Below are 17,349 nucleotides of genomic sequence, written 5' to 3' on the forward strand. Positions count from 1 at the left end.
TCAACCTCTTGACGGAAGTGACCCCGAACGGCTCAGCTTAGAGTTCACTAGTTGGACATACACGGGGCCTCGCCGAAGCGGCCCCGCGCTCAGGAGGTCAGTCGTGGAGACTCCAGGGTCGCAGTCATCGCTGCACCGAGCCAACCTGGAGCGGGTCGTCCGGGCCGTACGCCTGGCAGGGTCCCTAACGCAGGCGGAGATCGCGCGGACGACCGGTCTGTCCGCCGCGACCGTCTCCAACATCGTGCGGGAGCTCAAGGACGGCGGAACCGTCGAGGTCACGCCCACATCGGCGGGCGGCCGACGGGCCCGCAGCGTCAGCCTGAGCGGTGACGCCGGCATCGTCATCGGCGTCGACTTCGGGCACACCCATCTGCGCGTCGCGATCGGGAACCTCGCCCACCAGGTGCTGGCCGAGGAGTCCGAGCCGCTGGACGTCGACGCGTCCTCCGCGCAGGGCTTCGACCGGGCCGAGGAGCTGGTCGGTCGCCTGATCGCAGCAACGGGGGTGGACCGGTCGAAGGTGGCCGGCGTGGGGCTCGGCGTGCCGGGCCCGATCGACGTGGAGTCGGGGACGCTGGGGTCCACCGCGATCCTGCCCGGCTGGGGCGGCACCAAGCCCGCGGAGGAGCTGCGGGAACGGCTCGGCGTGCCCGTTCACGTGGACAACGACGCCAACCTCGGCGCCCTCGGCGAGCTCGTCTGGGGCAGCGGCAAGGGCGTACGTGATCTTGCTTACATCAAGGTCGCGAGCGGTGTCGGCGCCGGTCTGGTGATCGAGGGGAAGATCTATCGCGGGCCGGGCGGCACCGCTGGCGAAATCGGACATATTACACTCGACGAATCCGGCCCGGTCTGCCGTTGCGGCAACCGCGGCTGCCTGGAGACGTTCGCGGCCGCACGGTACGTGCTCCCGCTGCTCCAGCCCAGCCACGGACCCGACCTGACCATGGAGGGTGTCGTACGGCTGGCCAGGGACGGAGACCCGGGCTGTCGTCGGGTGATCGCCGACGTCGGCCGCCACATCGGCAGTGGAGTGGCCAATCTCTGCAATCTGCTGAACCCGAGCAGGGTGGTCCTCGGCGGTGATCTCGCCGAGGCCGGTGAGCTGGTGCTCGGGCCGATCAGGGAGTCCGTCGGCCGCTACGCCATCCCCAGCGCGGCGCGTCAACTGTCCGTTCTCCCGGGGGCTCTCGGGGGCCGTGCCGAGGTGCTCGGGGCGCTTGCCCTCGCCCTCAGCGAGATGGGTGATTCGACCCTTTTGGACGGATCTCTGTCCATGGCCACGCCTGCCTTCACTTAGAGAACGGATGGCACCGTTGCCATCTCGTTAAGGATTTACTTCTTGACGTCGCACGTGTGGCCGAGTTGACTTCCAGCCACCTCGGCCGCAACGACGCGGCCTCGTCAGGGAGGTTTGTGAAGTGAACGCACGTATGCGTCGTGCCGCCGTTGCCATTGCCGCCGGTGCGATGGCCGTCTCGCTCGCGGCTTGTGGCAGCGCCAAGGAGTCGAAGGGCAACGACGACTCTTCCTCCGCGTCGGCCAAGAAGGGCGACGACATCACGGTCGGTCTGCTCCTGCCGGAGAACAAGACCGCTCGTTACGAGAAGTTCGACAAGCCGCTGATCGAGAAGAAGATCAAGGAGCTGACGAACGGCAAGGCGAAGGTCCAGTACAACAACGCCCGTCAGGACGCGAACCTGCAGGCGCAGCAGGTCGACACCATGATCACCAACAAGGTGGACGTCCTGATCCTGGACGCGGTCGACGCCAAGGCCATCCAGAACTCGGTCCAGAAGGCCAAGGACGCCGGCATCAAGGTCGTCGCCTACGACCGCCTCGCCGAGGGCCCGATCAGCGCCTACACCTCGTTCGACAACGAGCAGGTCGGCAAGACCCAGGGCGAGGCCCTGCTGAAGGCGCTGGGCAGCAAGGCCACCAAGTCCTCCAAGATCGTCATGGTCAACGGCTCGGTCACCGACCCGAACGCCGCCCAGTTCAAGAAGGGCGCGCACTCCGTCCTCGACGGCAAGGTCACCATCGCCAAGGAGTACGACACCAAGGAGTGGTCGCCGGACAACGCCAACTCCGAGATGGAGGCGGCGATCTCCTCGGTCGGCAAGGGCAAGATCGCGGGCGTGTACTCCGCCAACGACGGCATGGCCGGCGGTATCATCACCGCCCTCAACGCCGCGGGCGTCAAGGTCCCGGTCACCGGCCAGGACGCCGAGCTCGCGGGTGTGCAGCGCATCGTCTCCGGTGAGCAGTACATGAGCGTCTACAAGCCCTACGCCCCCGAGGCCGACGCCGCCGCCGCGATGGCCGTGGCGCTCGCCAAGGGCGAGAGCCTGGACTCCGTCGCCAAGGATAAGGTCTCCTCGGGCTCCGCGCAGGACGTCCCCTCGGTGCTCGTCCCGGTCACCTCGCTGACCAAGGAGAACATCAAGGACACCGTCGTCAAGGACGGCGTCTACACGATCGACGAGATCTGCACCGGCAAGTACAAGGCCGCCTGCAGCAAGCTCGGTCTGAAGTAAGCAGTCCCGAGTCCCTTGCCGCCCCGGGTGTTCGTCCGTGAACACCCTCGCGAAAAGCGACAGACTGCCCAAGGCTCCTCCGGTGCCCCGCGCATCACACAGCCCCGCAAGCTCGGCGCGGGGCGCCGGACGGAAACTCCCCCAAACTTCTGCACAACCTCCCGCCGGGTCAGGCGGCGAAGGAGATGGTTCACGTGTCCGCTACGCCCGTGCTGGCGTTGCGCGGGGTCTCCAAGCGGTTCGGTGCCGTTCAGGCGCTCACCGACGTAGAGCTTGAGGTCCACGCCGGTGAGGTGGTCGCCCTGGTGGGCGACAACGGTGCCGGAAAGTCCACGCTGGTCAAGACGATCGCCGGCGTGCACCCCATCGACGAGGGCGCTATCGAGTGGAACGGCGAGGCCGTCTCCATCAGCCGCCCGCACGACGCCCAGTCCCTGGGCATCGCGACGGTCTACCAGGACCTCGCGCTGTGCGACAACATCGACGTCGTCGGCAACCTGTTCCTCGGCCGTGAGCTGAGGAAGTGGGGCGTGCTCGACGAGGTGGAGATGGAGCGCCGCGCCCGCGAGCTCCTCACCACGCTCTCGATCCGCATCCCGAGCGTCCGTATCCCGATCGCCTCGCTCTCCGGCGGTCAGCGCCAGACCGTGGCCATCGCCCGCTCCATGCTCGGCGACCCGAAGCTGGTCATCCTCGACGAGCCCACCGCGGCCCTCGGCGTCGAGCAGACCGCCCAGGTCCTCGACCTGGTGGAGCGTCTGCGCGAGCGCGGCCACGCCGTCATCCTCATCAGCCACAACATGGCGGACGTGAAGGCGGTGGCCGACAAGGTCGCGGTCCTGCGCCTCGGCCGCAACAACGGCGTCTTCGAGGTCAAGACGACCTCGCAGGAGGAGATCATCTCCGCCATCACCGGCGCCACCGACAACGCCGTGACCCGCCGTGCCGCGCGCACGTCCAGCACGAACGGGGAGGTTTCCAAGTGAGCCTCGACAAGACCTCCGCGAATCTCGACAAGACGCCCGGCGAGGGCGAGCACGTCGTCGAGAACCCCGAGGCCGCGGCCGCCGCCGTCACCGCGGTCGACCCGCGCCTCCTGGTGCGCGAGCAGGGCCTGCTCGGCTACTGGAGCGAGTTCAAGCGGAAGATGAAGGCCGGTGAGCTGGGTTCCCTCCCGGTCATCCTGGGTCTCGCGATCATCTGCATCATCTTCCAGGTCCTGAACTCCGAGTTCCTCTCCGCGCAGAACATCAGCAACATCACGGTCACGATGGTCGGCACGGGCATGATCTCCGTCGGCATCGTCTTCGTGCTGCTGCTCGGCGAGATCGACCTGTCCGTCGGCTCGATCAGCGGCGCGGCCAGCGCCCTCGCCGCCGTCCTCACGGTCAACCAGGGCTGGCCCGAGTGGGTGGCCGTACTGGTCGCCATCGCCGCCGGTGCCGTCATCGGCTCGCTGCACGGCTTCTTCTTCGCGGTGCTCGGCGCCCCCGCCTTCGCCGTCACCCTGGCCGGCCTGCTGTTCTGGCTCGGCTTCATGCTGAAGGTGCTGGGCGAGGACGGCACGATCAACCTCGACAGCGACGGCCTGATCGGCAAGCTGACCACGTACACCTTCACGGACGTCGGCGCCGCCTACGGTCTGGCGGTCGTCGTGGTGGCGCTGTTCTTCGTCAGCTCCTTCCTCGGCAACCGGCGCCGCGAGGCCGCGGGCGTCCCGTCCCGGCCGCTCAGCGACACGGTCCTGCGCACGGTGCTGCTGGCCGTCGTCTCCTTCGCCGCGGCCTACCTGTACAACCAGTACAAGGGCCTGCCGCTGGCCACGGTGATCTTCCTCGCCTTCCTGGTCGGCACGGACTTCGTGCTCCGGCGCACCCCGTACGGCCGCAAGATCTTCGCGCTCGGCGGCAGCGTGGAGGCGTCCCGGCGTGCCGGCATCAACGTCACCGCGGTGCGCATCTCGGTCTTCGCGATCTCCGGCGGCTTCGCCGCCATCGGCGGTCTCTTCCTGGCCTCGAAGATCGCCTCCGCCAACCAGAGCGCCGGTACCGGTGACCTGCTGATGAACGCGATCGCCGCGGCCGTCATCGGTGGCACCTCGCTCTTCGGCGGCCGCGGCCGCACGTGGAACGCGCTCCTCGGTGTGCTGGTGATCGTGTCCATCCAGTACGGTCTCCAGCTGGAGTCCATCGCCGAGCCGGTGAAGTACATGATCACCGCGGCTGTGCTGCTGACCACGGTCGTCATCGACTCGGTCACCCGCAAGACGCAGAAGACCGCGGGTCGCGCGTAAGCGATCCCGTCCCTGCTCGAGCGCCCGGCACTCACAAGGTGCCGGGCGCTGTCGTGTCGTGCACAGCGCGAACATTAGACTCGACAAGCCCGGCAACAGCTCGATCAGCTCTACTGCAAGGAGGCACGGGTGCCGATGCTGACCCGCATCAGGGGACCGCGCGATCTGGACCGGCTCAGCCTGGAGGAGCTGGACCAGCTGGCCGGGGAGATCCGGACCTTCCTCGTCGACGCGGTCTCCAAGACCGGCGGCCACCTCGGCCCCAACCTGGGCGTGGTCGAGCTCACCATCGCCCTGCACCGCGTCTTCCACTCCCCGAAGGACAAGGTCCTCTGGGACACCGGCCACCAGTCGTACGTGCACAAGCTGCTCACCGGCCGGCAGGACTTCTCCCGGCTGAAGATGAAGGGCGGCCTGTCCGGCTACCCCTCGCAGGCCGAGTCCGAGCACGACGTCATCGAGAACAGCCACGCCTCGACCGTGCTCGGCTGGGCCGACGGCATCGCCAAGGCCAACGAGCTGCACAAGCGGGACAGCCGCGTCGTCGCCGTCATCGGTGACGGCGCGCTGACCGGCGGCATGGCCTGGGAGGCGCTGAACAACATCGCCGAGGCCAAGGACCGCCCGCTGGTCATCGTCGTCAACGACAACGAGCGGTCGTACGCGCCGACCATCGGCGGCCTGGCGAACCACCTGGCGACCCTGCGCACCACCGACGGGTACGAGCGCTTCCTCGCCCGCACGAAGGACATCCTCGACCGCACCCCGGTCGTCGGCAGGCCGCTGTACGAGACCCTGCACGGCGCCAAGAAGGGGCTGAAGGACTTCATCGCCCCGCAGGGCATGTTCGAGGACCTGGGCCTGAAGTACGTCGGCCCCATCGACGGCCACGACATCGAGGCGCTGGAGTCGGCGCTGGCGCGGGCCAAGCGGTTCGGCGGCCCGGTCATCGTGCACTGCCTCACCGAGAAGGGCCGCGGCTACCAGCCCGCCCTGCAGGACGAGGCCGACCGCTTCCACGCCGTCGGCAAGATCCACCCCGACACCGGTCTGCCGATCGCGTCCTCCGGCGCCGACTGGACCTCCGTGTTCGGCGAGGAGATGGTCCGGCTCGGCGAGGAGCGCGACGACATCGTCGCCATCACCGCGGCCATGCTCCAGCCGGTCGGCCTGGACAGGTTCGCCAAGCGCTTCCCCGACCGGGTGTACGACGTCGGGATCGCCGAGCAGCACGGCGCCGTCTCCGCCGCGGGCCTCGCGCACGCCGGCGTGCACCCCGTCTTCGCCGTCTACGCCACCTTCCTCAACCGCGCCTTCGACCAGGTCCTCATGGACGTCGCCCTGCACAAGTGCGGGGTCACCTTCGTACTGGACCGGGCCGGTGTCACCGGCACCGACGGCGCCTCGCACAACGGCATGTGGGACATGTCGCTGCTCCAGGTCGTGCCGGGGCTGCGGCTCGCCGCGCCGCGCGACGCCGACCAGGTACGGGCCCAGCTGCGCGAGGCCGTCGCCGTCGAGGACGCGCCGACCGTCGTGCGCTTCTCCAAGGGCGCCGTCGGCCCCGCCGTACCCGCCGTGGGCCGCGTCGGCGGCATGGACGTGCTGCGCGAGCCCGGCACCGACAAGCCGGACGTGCTGCTGGTCTCCGTGGGCGCGCTCGCCCCGATGTGCCTGGAGATCGCCGGCCTGCTCGACAAGCAGGGCATCTCCACCACCGTGGTCGACCCGCGCTGGGTCAAGCCCGTCGACGAGGCCATGGCCCCGCTCGCCGAGCGGCACCGGGTCGTCGTCACCGTCGAGGACAACAGCCGCGTCGGCGGTGTCGGCTCGGCCGTCGCCCAGGCCCTGCGCGACGCCGGCGTGGACGTCCCGCTGCGCGACTTCGGCATCCCGCCGCGCTTCCTCGACCACGCCTCCCGCGCCGAGGTGCTCGCCGAGATCGGGCTGACCGCGCCGGACATCGCCCGTCAGGTCACCGGCCTGGTCTCCAAGCTGGACGGCCGGTTCGACCGAACGGCGGAAGCGGTGGATTCCGTGGAGACCGCGCGCGACTAGGGACAGCGCTCGTCCGGGCCGGTTCCGCCGCGTTCTGCGGTGGCGGAACCGGCCCGTCTGCGTGAACCTGCCTGTGCCGGGGCATACGAGTCCCGACCCTCTCGATCATGTTGAGCCATATCGAGGCCTCACAAGCGTGGGAGGCAGGAACGTGAGCAGCGCGCTCTTCCGGACGAAAAACGTCGAGCAGTCCATCCGGGACACCGAGGAACCGGAGCATTCGCTCAAGAAGTCCCTCTCCGCGCTCGATCTGACGGTGTTCGGTGTCGGGGTCATCATCGGCACCGGCATCTTCGTCCTCACCGGACAGGTCGCCAAGAACAACGCCGGTCCGGCGGTTGCCCTGTCCTTCGTCGCGGCCGGAGTCGTCTGCGCCCTCGCCGCCCTGTGCTACGCCGAGTTCGCCTCCACGGTCCCCGTGGCGGGCTCGGCGTACACGTTCAGCTACGCCTCCCTCGGCGAGCTGCCCGCCTGGATCATCGGCTGGGACCTGGTGCTGGAGTTCGCGCTGGGCACGGCGGTGGTGGCGGTCGGCTGGGCCGGCTACATCCGCTCGCTGCTGGACAACGCCGGCTGGCACCTGCCGGCGTACCTCGCCGGGCGGGACGGCGCCCACGGATTCGGCTTCGACATCCTCGCCGCCGCCCTGGTGCTGGCGCTCACCGGCATCCTGGTCCTCGGCATGAAGCTGTCCGCGCGGATCACCTCGGTCGTCGTCGCCATCAAGGTGGCCGTCGTGCTGATCGTGATCATCGCCGGCGCCTTCTTCATCCGCGGCGAGAACTACAAGCCGTTCGTCCCGCCGGCCGAGCCGGTCAAGGCGGGCGGCAACCTGGGCGCCCCGCTCGTGCAGCTGATGTTCGGCTGGGCACCGGCCAACTTCGGTGTGATGGGCATCTTCACCGCGGCCTCGGTGGTGTTCTTCGCCTTCATCGGCTTCGACATCGTCGCCACCGCCGCGGAGGAGACCCGCAACCCGCAGCGGGACATGCCGCGCGGCATCCTGGGCTCGCTGCTCATCTGCACCGTGCTGTACGTCGCCGTGTCCATCGTCGTCACCGGCATGCAGAAGTACACCCGGCTGTCGGTGGAGGCCCCCCTCGCCGACGCCTTCAAGGCCATCGGGCACCCCTGGTACGCGGGCGTGATCAGCTTCGGCGCCGCCGTCGGCCTGACCACCGTGTGCCTGATCCTGCTGCTGGGCCAGACCCGGGTGTTCTTCGCGATGAGCCGTGACGGCCTGCTGCCGCGCTTCTTCTCGCGGGTCCACCCGAAGTTCAAGACCCCGCACCGGCCGACCATCCTGCTCGGTGTGATCATCGCGATCGTCGCCGGCTTCACCAGCCTGAGCGAGCTGGCGGAACTGGTGAACATCGGCACGCTGTTCGCCTTCGTGGTCGTCGCGATCAGCGTGATCATCCTGCGCAAGACCCGCCCGGACCTGCCGCGCGCCTTCCGGACCCCGTGGGTGCCCTTCGTACCGATCGTGTCCGTCTGCGCCACGCTGTGGCTGATGCTCAACCTGCCGGCCGAGACCTGGCTGCGGTTCGCCATCTGGATGGCGATCGGCTTCGTCGTCTACTTCCTCTACGGCCGCAAGCACAGCCGCCTCGCCACGAGCGGGCAGACCCCGGAGAAGGCGCCCCCGCCGCCCGCCGGAAACGTCCCGTAACCCACACCTCGTCACCCCGGCCCCGTATGTCCCGCTTCGGCGGAGACGTCGGGGCCGGATAGCGTGCTGCCCATGCCCGCCGCCGCGCTCGCCCCCGCCCGGACCGCACCTGCCCGGACGGCGTACTGGACGCGGCTGCTGCCCCTCCTGGCGGTCCTGGCCTGCGTCACCCGGGTGCCGTCCTTCGTCCGCCCGCTGTGGAACCCGGACGAGGGCTACCTCGCCGTGCAGGCCCGTCTGCTCACCCAGGGCGGCCACCTCTACGACACCGTCGTGGACCGCAAACCGCCCCTGCTGCCCTGGCTGTACGAAGCCGCGTTCGCGCTGTGCGGCTCGGGCTCCCTCACCCCGCTGCGGGTGCTCGCGGTCCTCGCCCAGCTGCTCACCGCGGTCCTGCTCGCCTCGATCGCCCGCCGCCGCTGGGGCGACGGCGCGGGCCGCACCGCCGGGGTGCTGTACCTGCTGGTCTCCGTCGGGCTCAACCCCGAGGACGCGCAGGCCGCCACGTTCGAGGTGTTCATACTGCCCTGCACGGCCGCCGCCGTGTGGTGCGCCGACCGGGGGCGCTGGGGCGCGGCCGGTGCCGCCGTCGCCACCGCGTTCCTCACCAAGCAGACCGGCGGTGCGGTGCTGCTGCCGGTGGCCCTGCTGCTGCACCGGCGGGGCGCCTCGCGCGCGGGCCCGCTGCGGCTCGCGGCCGGGCTGACCGTGCCGGTGCTCGGCGCGGCCCTCCTGACCGACCCGGCCGGGTTCCTGTTCTGGACGGTGACCGGTTCCGGCGCGTACGCCTCCTTCACCGGCTCCGAACTCCACGTCCTGGGCCGGGCGCTGACCAACACCGCGATCCTGGCCGGCGCCTCGGCGGGGCTGCTCCCGCCCGTCGTAGGGGCCCTGCGCACCGCGCGCTCCGGAGCGGCGGACCTCTGGCTGTGGCTGGCGTCCTCGGCGGCCGCCGTGGCCCTCGGCTTCCACTTCTTCGGTCACTACTACCTGCAACTCACGCCGCCGCTCGCCCTGCTGGCCACCCGGGCGCTGCACCTCCTGCCTGGGGAACGGCGCGTGCGGGCCGTGCTCACCTCGGCCTGCTGCTGCGCCTGTTTCCTGGTCTGGGGCCTCTTCGCCGCCCGCGCCGACCTCACCCACGCCCAGCGGCTCGCGACCGCCCTGGAGCACCGCACCAAGTCCGCCGACCGCGTCCTCGTCTGGGGCATACACCCGGAGACGTACTGGCTGGCCGGCCGCACCCCCGCGACCCGCTTCCTCACCGCGGGCCTGCTCACCAACTACAGCGGCGGCCGGGACGGACCGCAGGTCGGCGAGAAGTACGCCGTCGAGGGCACCTGGCCGGTCTTCCGGCGGGAGATGAGCGCCCACAGCCCCGCCCTGGTCGTCGACGACTCCCGCGGCGGGCCGTACGCCCCCGACCGCGTGCCGACCCTGCGCCGCCTGCTGGAGTCGCGCTACGAGGAGATCGCCCGGGTGGACGGCGCGGTCCTGTACGCCCGGCTGCCGGGGGAGTAGCCGCGCCGCGACGGCCGGGCGACGACGCGCACGGCCGCGCCGGGACGTGGCGCTCGGGACGGGCACACGGGGCGGCGGGTCGCGGTGCGGGCGGGCTCGGGGGCGGCCGGGTGCCGGGGCGGCCCGGGCAGACGGCCGCCGCCACCGGCGCGTGAGCCCGGCCCGGGTCAGTCGAGGACCGTGCGCGGGCCCGCCACCTCGGCGCCGAGGCCCGTCACCCGCCGGCGCAGCTCCCGGTCGGCGGTGATCACGAGGCGGGGCCGGCCGCGGTGCTCGGCGGCCAGTTCCACGATCCGGTCGTCGCCGCTGCCGGGCGCGGACTCCACCCGTACCCCCGGCACCGACTCCACGCCACGGGCCGCACCCTCGACCACCAGCACGATCTCCACGGGCGCCGGCAGTCCCGGCAGTCCCGCACCGGCCAGCCGGTCGCGGAGGCGTTCGGCGGCACCCCGGCGGTCGCGCCACCAGCCGTCGGGCCGCGATCCGACGACGTTCGCGCCGTCCACGATGACGAGCAGCGGGTCGTCCGCGTCCGGGGAGCGGGGAGCGTCGGTCATGGCCCCAGGGTAGAGGCGGGACCGCGGCACAGCCCCCTGTGCGGCCGGGGGGTGGAGGCTGGGGAACGTTTGCGCGAAGAGCATATGATGGTCCGAGTTTCAGGGTTCCCGTGGCCGTGATGCGGCGGACTTCCAGGAAGGTGCACGAGGCCATGCGGAGAAGGCAGGCGGGCCCCGTGGAGGCCGCCCGCCCGGTGGGGCGCTCAGGTGAGGGACAGGGACGGGTCGCGTCCGGGGTCGCTCACGGCAACTGGCTCACCCGGGGCAAGGACGGCCGGCTCACCCTCTACGCGCCCGCGGACGGCGGACTCCTGCGCTGGACGGAGACCACGGCCGGCGGCCCCGACTGGAGCGGCCCGCACTTCGTGGCCGTGCCGGGGCTCACCCAGCTGACCGTGGTCCAGGGCGCCGACGGCTACGTCCACTTCCTCGGCCGCCGCGAGCGCACCAAGGCCGACGGCTCGCCGAACGTCGACATCGTGCACGCCATCCAGTACCAGACGGGCCTCGCCTTCACCGACTGGCGTTCGCTCGGCACCCCGCACCCCGACGGTGACGTGGGCCGGCCGGCCGGCGCGGTCGCGCAGGACGGCACGGTGCACGTCTTCGTGCGCGGCGGCCACGGCGGCCTGATGCTGCGCCGCGAGGCCCCGAACGGCAAGTGGCGGGCGTGGGAGGACCTGCACGGCGGCGGCCTCGACGGGCCGCCAGCCGTGGTCGTCCTGGCGAGCGGCCGGATGGAGGTCTGCGCCGCGGCCGGGACCGGCGTGCTGATCTGGCGTCAGTCCGCGCCCGGCGGGGACTTCGGCGGACCGCGCGGCTTCTCGCTGCGCGCGGCGCCCGGCACCCTCGCCGCCGCCGAGACCGCGCCCGACCGGGCCACGTTCTTCTGGACGGAGGCGGACAGCGGTGTCGCCGCGGCCTGGCGGATCGGCGGCTGGCCGGCCATGCTCGGCGGGTCCGCGGCCGAGCGGCCGTACGCGGTGCTGCGCACCGACCTGGACGGCTACGACTGCCTCGTCCTCGCCTACCGGGACCAGGACGGCTCGCCCGTGCTGGGGATGGGCGGCACGGAGAACGAGGAGGCCGGGTTCTGGTGGTACGCGCTGGCCGAGCCCTGCCAGGGCGGCCCGGCGCTGGCGCGGGACGGCCGGGGCCGGGTGGTCATGGCGCTCATCGATCCCGACGGCACGCCCAAGGTGGCCCGTCAGGAGGACGGCGCCGGACTGTCCCTGACCCACTGGCACCGGCTCTGACCCACCGGTGCGCCGGTGTTCCGGCGCACGGACGCACGATGCCGGCCGGCCGCTGACTCGGCGGCCGGCCGGCATCGTCGTGTCGTCAGCCGCCCGTCGCGGGCGACTTCTTCGCCGACTCGGGGATCGCGGCGTCGGACCGGATGGCCTTCCAGAGCTGCGTGGCCTGCGGCTCCGCCGCCACGACACGGTTGGGGTCGACCTTGTCGTACGCCACCGGCAGCATGATCGTCTCCATGGTGGAGGGGTCGACGCCGTTCAGACTGCGGCCGAACTCCGCCAGCTTGGAGAGCGAGGCGAGGTCGGAGTCGGTGGTGAGCGCGGCGGTGAGCTCGTCGGCGATCTTGTAGGTCTTGGTGGGGCTGCCCAGCAGGTCCTGCTTCTTGATCTCGGACAGCAGCGCGATCATGAACTGCTGCTGCAGTCCGATGCGGCCCAGGTCGCTGCCGTCGCCTATGCCGTGCCGGGTGCGGACGAACTGCAACGCCTGCGTGCCGTCCAGCCGGTGCGGTCCGGCGGACAGGTCCAGGCCGCTGGAGGAGTCGTGGATGTCCTGGTCCACGGTGACGTCCACACCGCCTATCGCGTCCACCAGCCCCTTGAAGCCGGCGAAGTCGATCTCGACGTAGTGGTCCATGCGGACCCCCGAGATCTGCTCGACGGTCTTGACCACGCAGGCCGGACCCACCTGGGAGTAGATGGAGTTGAACATCACACGCTTCGCGGAGGCCACCTCGGTGCCGTCCGTCTTCGTGCAGTCGGGCCGGGTCACCAGGGTGTCGCGGGGGATGCTGACCGCGACGGCCCTGGTGCGGCCCTCGGGTATGTGCATCACCAGCGCGGTGTCCGAGCGCGCGCCGGAGACGTTGCCCGTGTGCAGGGACGCGTTGGCGCCGGCCCGTGAGTCGGACCCCAGGATCAGGATGTTCTGACCCGACGTCGGCAGCTTCCGCGGGCGGTCGTCACCGATCGCCTTGTCGATGTCGACGCCCTTGATGTTGTCGTCGAGGTCGCTGTAGAGCCAGTAGCCCACACCGCCCGCGGCGAGCAGCAGGACCAGGACGGACAGCAGCACGATGCGGCCCCAGCGCCTCTTGCCGCCCTGCGGCTTTCGCCGCCCGCCGTTCGACGCGCCCCGGCGGGCACGCCGCGGCTCGGTGGTGGCGCTGTGCGTCATCGCCTTCGGTTCCTCTCCTCACGGGCTCCGCGATGCGGAGGATCGGGGCCCGGGTGGGGGGAGGCCGGCCCACTGATGCTGTGGATGCAGTGGGAGAACTATAGGCACCTCGCCGAGGGGATTTGGGGGGCGGGTGACGATACCCGGGGATTGAGATGGATGGCACATGAACAAGTCTTGACCACTGGTAAGAGTGAAATAAGATGTGGTTCACCTGTGAACAACGGTGGAGGGGGTTTTACCGGGGTCACAGGTGCGGGTGGTGCACGGCCGGCAAGGGGGTCGGCCCGGGTGCACGGCCGCTTTGAGGGTGGGGCGTCCGGTACGGGACTGTTCGATGTCCCGGTGGACGAAATGTCTGGGTAGGAGTGCGAGTTGGCGGATCATCCGCGCCTGAGTGTTGTCGTTCCCTTTCAGGATGTCGAGCACTACCTGGCCGAATGCCTGGAGTCGATCGCCCGTCAGTCGTTCCGCGACTTCGAGGTGATCCTCGTCGACGACGGCTCCAGCGACGGTTCGGTGCGCATCGCCGCCGACTACTGCGCCGCCGACCCGCGCTTCAAGCTCATCCGCCAGCACGCGCACGGCCCCGGGCACGCCCGGAACGCGGGCCTGCGCTCCCTGCACCCGCACGCGGAGTTCCTCGCGTTCGTGGACGGCGACGACGTCATTCCCGAATACGCCTACGAGCTGCTGATCCGCACCCTCGACGAATCCGCGGCGGACTTCGTCTCGGGCAACGTGCAGATGATGAACTCCACCAAGAAGTGGCAGTCACCGCTGCACAAGGGGCCGATGCAGAAGAACCGGCGCGGCACCCACATCACGAAGTTCGACGCCCTGATCTACGACCGCACCGTGTGGAACAAGGTGTTCCGGCGGTCCTTCTGGGACGGCAACGGGATCCGGTTCCCCGAGGGAGTCCTGTACGAGGACTCCTGGGTCAACATGTACGCCCACTTCCGCGCCGAGAAGGTCGACGTGGTCACGGACGTCGTCTACTACTGGCGCCGCCGCGAGGGCGGAGCCGCCCCGTCCATCACCCAGCGGTACACCGAGCTGTCGAACCTGCGCGACCGCGTCACGGCCGTGCAGACGGTCAGCCGCTTCCTCGCCGAGCAGGGCTCGCGGGAGTACCTGGACAGCAAGCGCAAGTACGACCTCGCGTGCCTGAAGTCCGACCTGCTGCTGCACCTGAAGGTGCTCCCGGACGCCGACGAGGAGTACCGCGAGTCGTTCATGCGGTGGGCGAACGAGTTCCTCGACGAGGCGGACCTCACCGTCATCGACGAACTGCCCGCGGAGGCCCGGGTCAAGTGGCTCCTGGTGCGCGAGGACCGGCTTCCGCAGCTCCTCGAGGTCCTGGAGTTCGAGCGCCGCGGCGGCCCGCTGCCCGTGCACCGCCGCTTCCACCGCTACCTGAACTACCCCGGCCTCGGGGACCGTGAGATCGGCCTCGACAAGAAGGCGTACCGGCTGGACAAGGAGTTCTCCCTGCACGGCGCCCTGAGCGCCGCGCGCTGGAGCGAGAACTCGGACCTGCTCACGCTCAGCGGGACCGCGTACGTCCGCTACATCAACGTGCACAAGAAGCACATGTCGGTGAAGGCGATCGCCCTGCGCAACAAGAAGCAGGGCCGGATGGTCGTCACGCCGGCGAAGACCACGTACGCACCGCAGGCCACCGAGAACTCGGCGCAGAATCGTTACTGCTACGACTGGGCCGGCTTCGAGACGCGAATCGACACGACGCGCCTGAAGCAGAAGGGCAAATGGGTCGAGGGCACCTGGGACGTCGCGGCCGGCGTCCTCAGCCGCGGCCTCTTCCGCTACCGGGGCATCAACCGCGGCGGCGCCGGCAGCGCCGCCAACCCGCCCTACCGGTACGTCGACAAGAACACCCGCATCCTGCCGCTGTTCCTCCAGGACAAGCTGAAGCTGCGCGTGGAGGTCGTGCGCTGCCGGATCACCAGCCACCGCCTCGTCGGCGACCAGCTGGAGCTGCGCGGCGTTTATCTCGGTCCCAAGGTCCCGGACTGGGGCAAGCTCCGGGTGACCAGCATGAGCGGCGCCGGACGGCACGACGGCCGGGTGTGGTTCACCCCGGGCGGCGACGGTTGGTGCACCTTCGCGGCCAGGATCCCGCTGCGCCACCTGGTCCCGAAGTTCCGGGCCGACGCGCAGGCGGGCACGGACATCCCGCAGTCCTGGAGCATGGGCAGCAACGGCTGGAAGACCACCTTCCACGTCGAGGGGCGCAAGGCGCCCATCTACCCGGTGGTCGCGGAGGACACCGAGGACGGCTTCTACCGCATGCCCGCCGCGCTCCAGACCCGCGAGGGCGACCGGGAGGTCGTCGTCCACCGCAACGGCTCCGGCTACCTGGTGCTGTTCGAGCGCGCCGCCCTGCCGATGGCCACGCACGTGGCCTGGCGGGAGGACGGCTCGCTGGAGATCCAGGGCCGGTACGACACCGCCGACCGCCTGACGCCCGAGCAGTACCGGGACGCGCACCTGGTGGTGCGCTCGCGTGCGCACGGCGCGGAACGCGCCGTCCCGCTGGTCTGGGACGGCTCCCGGTTCGGCGCGGTCCTCAGTCCCGCCGCCATGCGCACCCTCGCCGGGCGGATCCCGCTCGCCGCCGGCCGCTGGGACTTCTTCCTGCGCCGCCAGGACCTCTCGGCGGTCGCCCGCGAGGACCGGCTCGAGGACCTGATGGTCAAGCTCCACCAGGACGTCATCGGCGCGTTCCCGCAGGACTACGAGCGCGGCGAGCGCCGTTACGAGATCCAGGCGGAGGCGTACGACCGGCTCTCCCTGATGGTCCACTCGGCCATGCCCGACCACGCCCGCGGCCCCTACCGCCAGAAGCAGCTGCGCACCCGGGCCTACCCGGCGGCGCGCCGCGCACCGGTGCGTCCCGCGATCCTCTTCGACGCCTTCAAGGGCACCCAGTACTCCGACAGCCCGCGGGCCCTGCACGAGGAACTCGTCCGCCGCGGCACGGACCTCGAGCACCTCTTCGTCGTACGGGACGACCAGGTCCAGGTCCCGCCCACGGCGAAGCCGGTGCGCATGTGGTCGCCCGAGTGGTACGACGCCCTCGCGCGCAGCCGGTACGTCGTCGCCAACAACCACCTGCCCGACTGGTTCCAGAAGCGCGAGGGCCAGGTCGTCGTGCAGACCTGGCACGGCACCCCGCTGAAGAAGATCGGCCACGACATCGAGGCCATCCACTTCGCGGACCAGCGCTACCTGGAGCGGGTGGAGAAGGAGGTGCGGAACTGGGACATGCTGGTCTCGCCCAACAGCTTCTCCACCCCGATCCTCAAGCGGGCGTTCGGCTTCCCCGGGGAGATGGTGGAGTCGGGCTACCCGCGCAACGACATCCTGCGCCGGGCAGGCATGGAGGAGCGGGAGCGGGAGATCCGGCGGCGCATCGGTCTGCCCGAGGGCAAGCGCGTGGTGATGTACGCGCCGACCTGGCGCGACGACCAGTTCTACGCGCCGGGCAAGTACAAGCTCGACTTCCGGGTCGACCTCGACGACGCGCGCGCCCGACTCGGCGCCGACCACGTGCTCCTGGTGCGCCGCCATCCGAACGTGGTGGACCCGGTGCCGGGCGCCGGCGACGGATTCGTCTTCGACGTCTCCGACTATCCCGACATGGCCGACCTGTCCCTCATCACGGACGTGATGATCACGGACTACTCGTCCCTGATGTTCGACTACGTCAACACCGGGCGGCCCATCCTCTTCTTCACCTACGACCTGGACCACTACCGCGACACGCTGCGCGGCTTCTACTTCGACTTCGAGAACAGCGCTCCCGGCCCGCTGCTGTACCGCTCCGAGGACCTGGTGACCGCCATCCGCGGGATCGACCGGATCCAGGAGCACTACGCGGAGCGCTACCGCTGGTTCCAGCGCGAGTTCTGCGACCTGGACGACGGCTACGCGTCCGCGCGGCTCGCCGACCGGATGCTGGTCGCGGGCGGCGACCTCGCGCCCGGGGACGCGCACGCCCCGGCGGTGGGCACCGTCGACACCCGCCACACGATGCGGGCGCTCACCCCGATCCACCAGTGGCACGACCACAACTGGTTCGCCGCGCCGCGGGCGGCCGCCCAGCAGGCCCCGGCCGGAACCGCCCCCCACCTGGTGGACGCGGTGCCCGGCCAGCCCCACCACCCCGGCGCCTGGACAGCCCAGGCCGGGCAGTTCCCGGCGGCCGCGGCCTCCCGGACGGCCGGGCGTACGAGGGCGTGGTCG

10 protein-coding genes and 1 pseudogene are annotated in these 17,349 nt (G+C 70.6%); 9 read left to right on the forward strand and 2 right to left on the reverse strand.

Going from position 1 to position 17,349, the window contains the following annotated elements; translation table 11 throughout:
- Positions 1–103 precede the first annotated feature (103 nt).
- The 7 genes from N8I86_RS28795 to N8I86_RS28825 all read left to right on the forward strand — a co-directional run bounded on the left by N8I86_RS28795 (position 104) and on the right by N8I86_RS28825 (position 10,084).
- Positions 104–1,303, forward strand: a complete 1,200-nt coding sequence (locus N8I86_RS28795; RefSeq protein ID WP_073897477.1) for an ROK family transcriptional regulator — start codon at positions 104–106, stop codon at positions 1,301–1,303.
- Positions 1,304–1,436: 133 nt separating this feature from the next.
- Positions 1,437–2,540, forward strand: coding sequence for a substrate-binding domain-containing protein (locus N8I86_RS28800; protein WP_263280164.1), 1,104 nt, complete (start codon positions 1,437–1,439; stop codon positions 2,538–2,540).
- Between the two features lie 185 nt (positions 2,541–2,725).
- On the forward strand, positions 2,726–3,526 hold the full coding sequence (locus N8I86_RS28805; RefSeq protein WP_073897473.1) for an ATP-binding cassette domain-containing protein: 801 nt from the start codon (positions 2,726–2,728) through the stop codon (positions 3,524–3,526).
- Entirely contained in the window at positions 3,523–4,833 is a 1,311-nt protein-coding gene (locus N8I86_RS28810; RefSeq protein ID WP_073897471.1) for a sugar ABC transporter permease, read from the forward strand. Before N8I86_RS28805 ends, N8I86_RS28810 begins: the two co-directional genes overlap by 4 nt.
- Positions 4,834–4,962: 129 nt before the next feature.
- Complete coding sequence (gene dxs, locus N8I86_RS28815; protein ID WP_073897469.1) at positions 4,963–6,891, forward strand: 1-deoxy-D-xylulose-5-phosphate synthase; 1,929 nt, start codon at positions 4,963–4,965, stop codon at positions 6,889–6,891.
- A 151-nt stretch (positions 6,892–7,042) separates the two neighbouring features.
- Positions 7,043–8,563, forward strand: a complete 1,521-nt coding sequence (locus N8I86_RS28820) for an amino acid permease (RefSeq protein ID WP_073897467.1) — start codon at positions 7,043–7,045, stop codon at positions 8,561–8,563.
- A gap of 72 nt (positions 8,564–8,635) precedes the next feature.
- Positions 8,636–10,084 (forward strand): ArnT family glycosyltransferase, encoded by a 1,449-nt coding sequence (locus N8I86_RS28825; protein ID WP_263279038.1) that lies wholly within the window; start codon positions 8,636–8,638, stop codon positions 10,082–10,084.
- A 167-nt stretch (positions 10,085–10,251) separates the two neighbouring features.
- On the opposite strand, the gene N8I86_RS28830 is transcribed toward N8I86_RS28825, so the two are convergent.
- Entirely contained in the window at positions 10,252–10,644 is a 393-nt protein-coding gene (locus N8I86_RS28830) for a PIN domain-containing protein (protein WP_263279039.1), read from the reverse strand.
- 152 nt (positions 10,645–10,796) lie between these two features.
- On the opposite strand from N8I86_RS28830, the gene N8I86_RS28835 reads away from it, so the two are divergent.
- Positions 10,797–11,900, forward strand: a complete 1,104-nt coding sequence (locus N8I86_RS28835) for a PLL family lectin (RefSeq protein WP_107423790.1) — start codon at positions 10,797–10,799, stop codon at positions 11,898–11,900.
- Between the two features lie 85 nt (positions 11,901–11,985).
- Here the strand turns inward: N8I86_RS28835 and N8I86_RS28840 are convergent, their stop codons facing one another.
- Complete coding sequence (locus N8I86_RS28840) at positions 11,986–13,077, reverse strand: LCP family protein (protein ID WP_073897463.1); 1,092 nt, start codon at positions 13,075–13,077, stop codon at positions 11,986–11,988.
- Positions 13,078–13,452: 375 nt separating this feature from the next.
- On the opposite strand from N8I86_RS28840, the pseudogene N8I86_RS28845 reads away from it, so the two are divergent.
- Positions 13,453–17,001, forward strand: a pseudogene (locus N8I86_RS28845) (bifunctional glycosyltransferase/CDP-glycerol:glycerophosphate glycerophosphotransferase); the annotation flags it as partial.
- Between the last annotated feature and the right edge of the window lie 348 nt (positions 17,002–17,349).

Origin of the sequence: Streptomyces albidicamelliae (assembly GCF_025642175.1) — a bacterium.
GTDB lineage: Bacteria > Actinomycetota > Actinomycetes > Streptomycetales > Streptomycetaceae > Streptomyces > Streptomyces albidocamelliae.

What these genes read in the sequence shown, in the direction of transcription:
- N8I86_RS28800 (WP_263280164.1), top strand. Translation starts at nt 1,437, where the DNA reads ATGCGTCGTGCCGCCGTTGCCATTGCCGCCGGTGCGATGGCCGTCTCG.
- N8I86_RS28805 (WP_073897473.1), top strand. Translation starts at nt 2,726, where the DNA reads ATGGTTCACGTGTCCGCTACGCCCGTGCTGGCGTTGCGCGGGGTCTCC.
- N8I86_RS28825 (WP_263279038.1), top strand. Translation starts at nt 8,636, where the DNA reads ATGCCCGCCGCCGCGCTCGCCCCCGCCCGGACCGCACCTGCCCGGACG.
- N8I86_RS28830 (WP_263279039.1), bottom strand. Translation starts at nt 10,644, where the DNA reads ATGACCGACGCTCCCCGCTCCCCGGACGCGGACGACCCGCTGCTCGTC.
- N8I86_RS28835 (WP_107423790.1), top strand. Translation starts at nt 10,797, where the DNA reads ATGCGGAGAAGGCAGGCGGGCCCCGTGGAGGCCGCCCGCCCGGTGGGG.
- N8I86_RS28840 (WP_073897463.1), bottom strand. Translation starts at nt 13,077, where the DNA reads ATGACGCACAGCGCCACCACCGAGCCGCGGCGTGCCCGCCGGGGCGCG.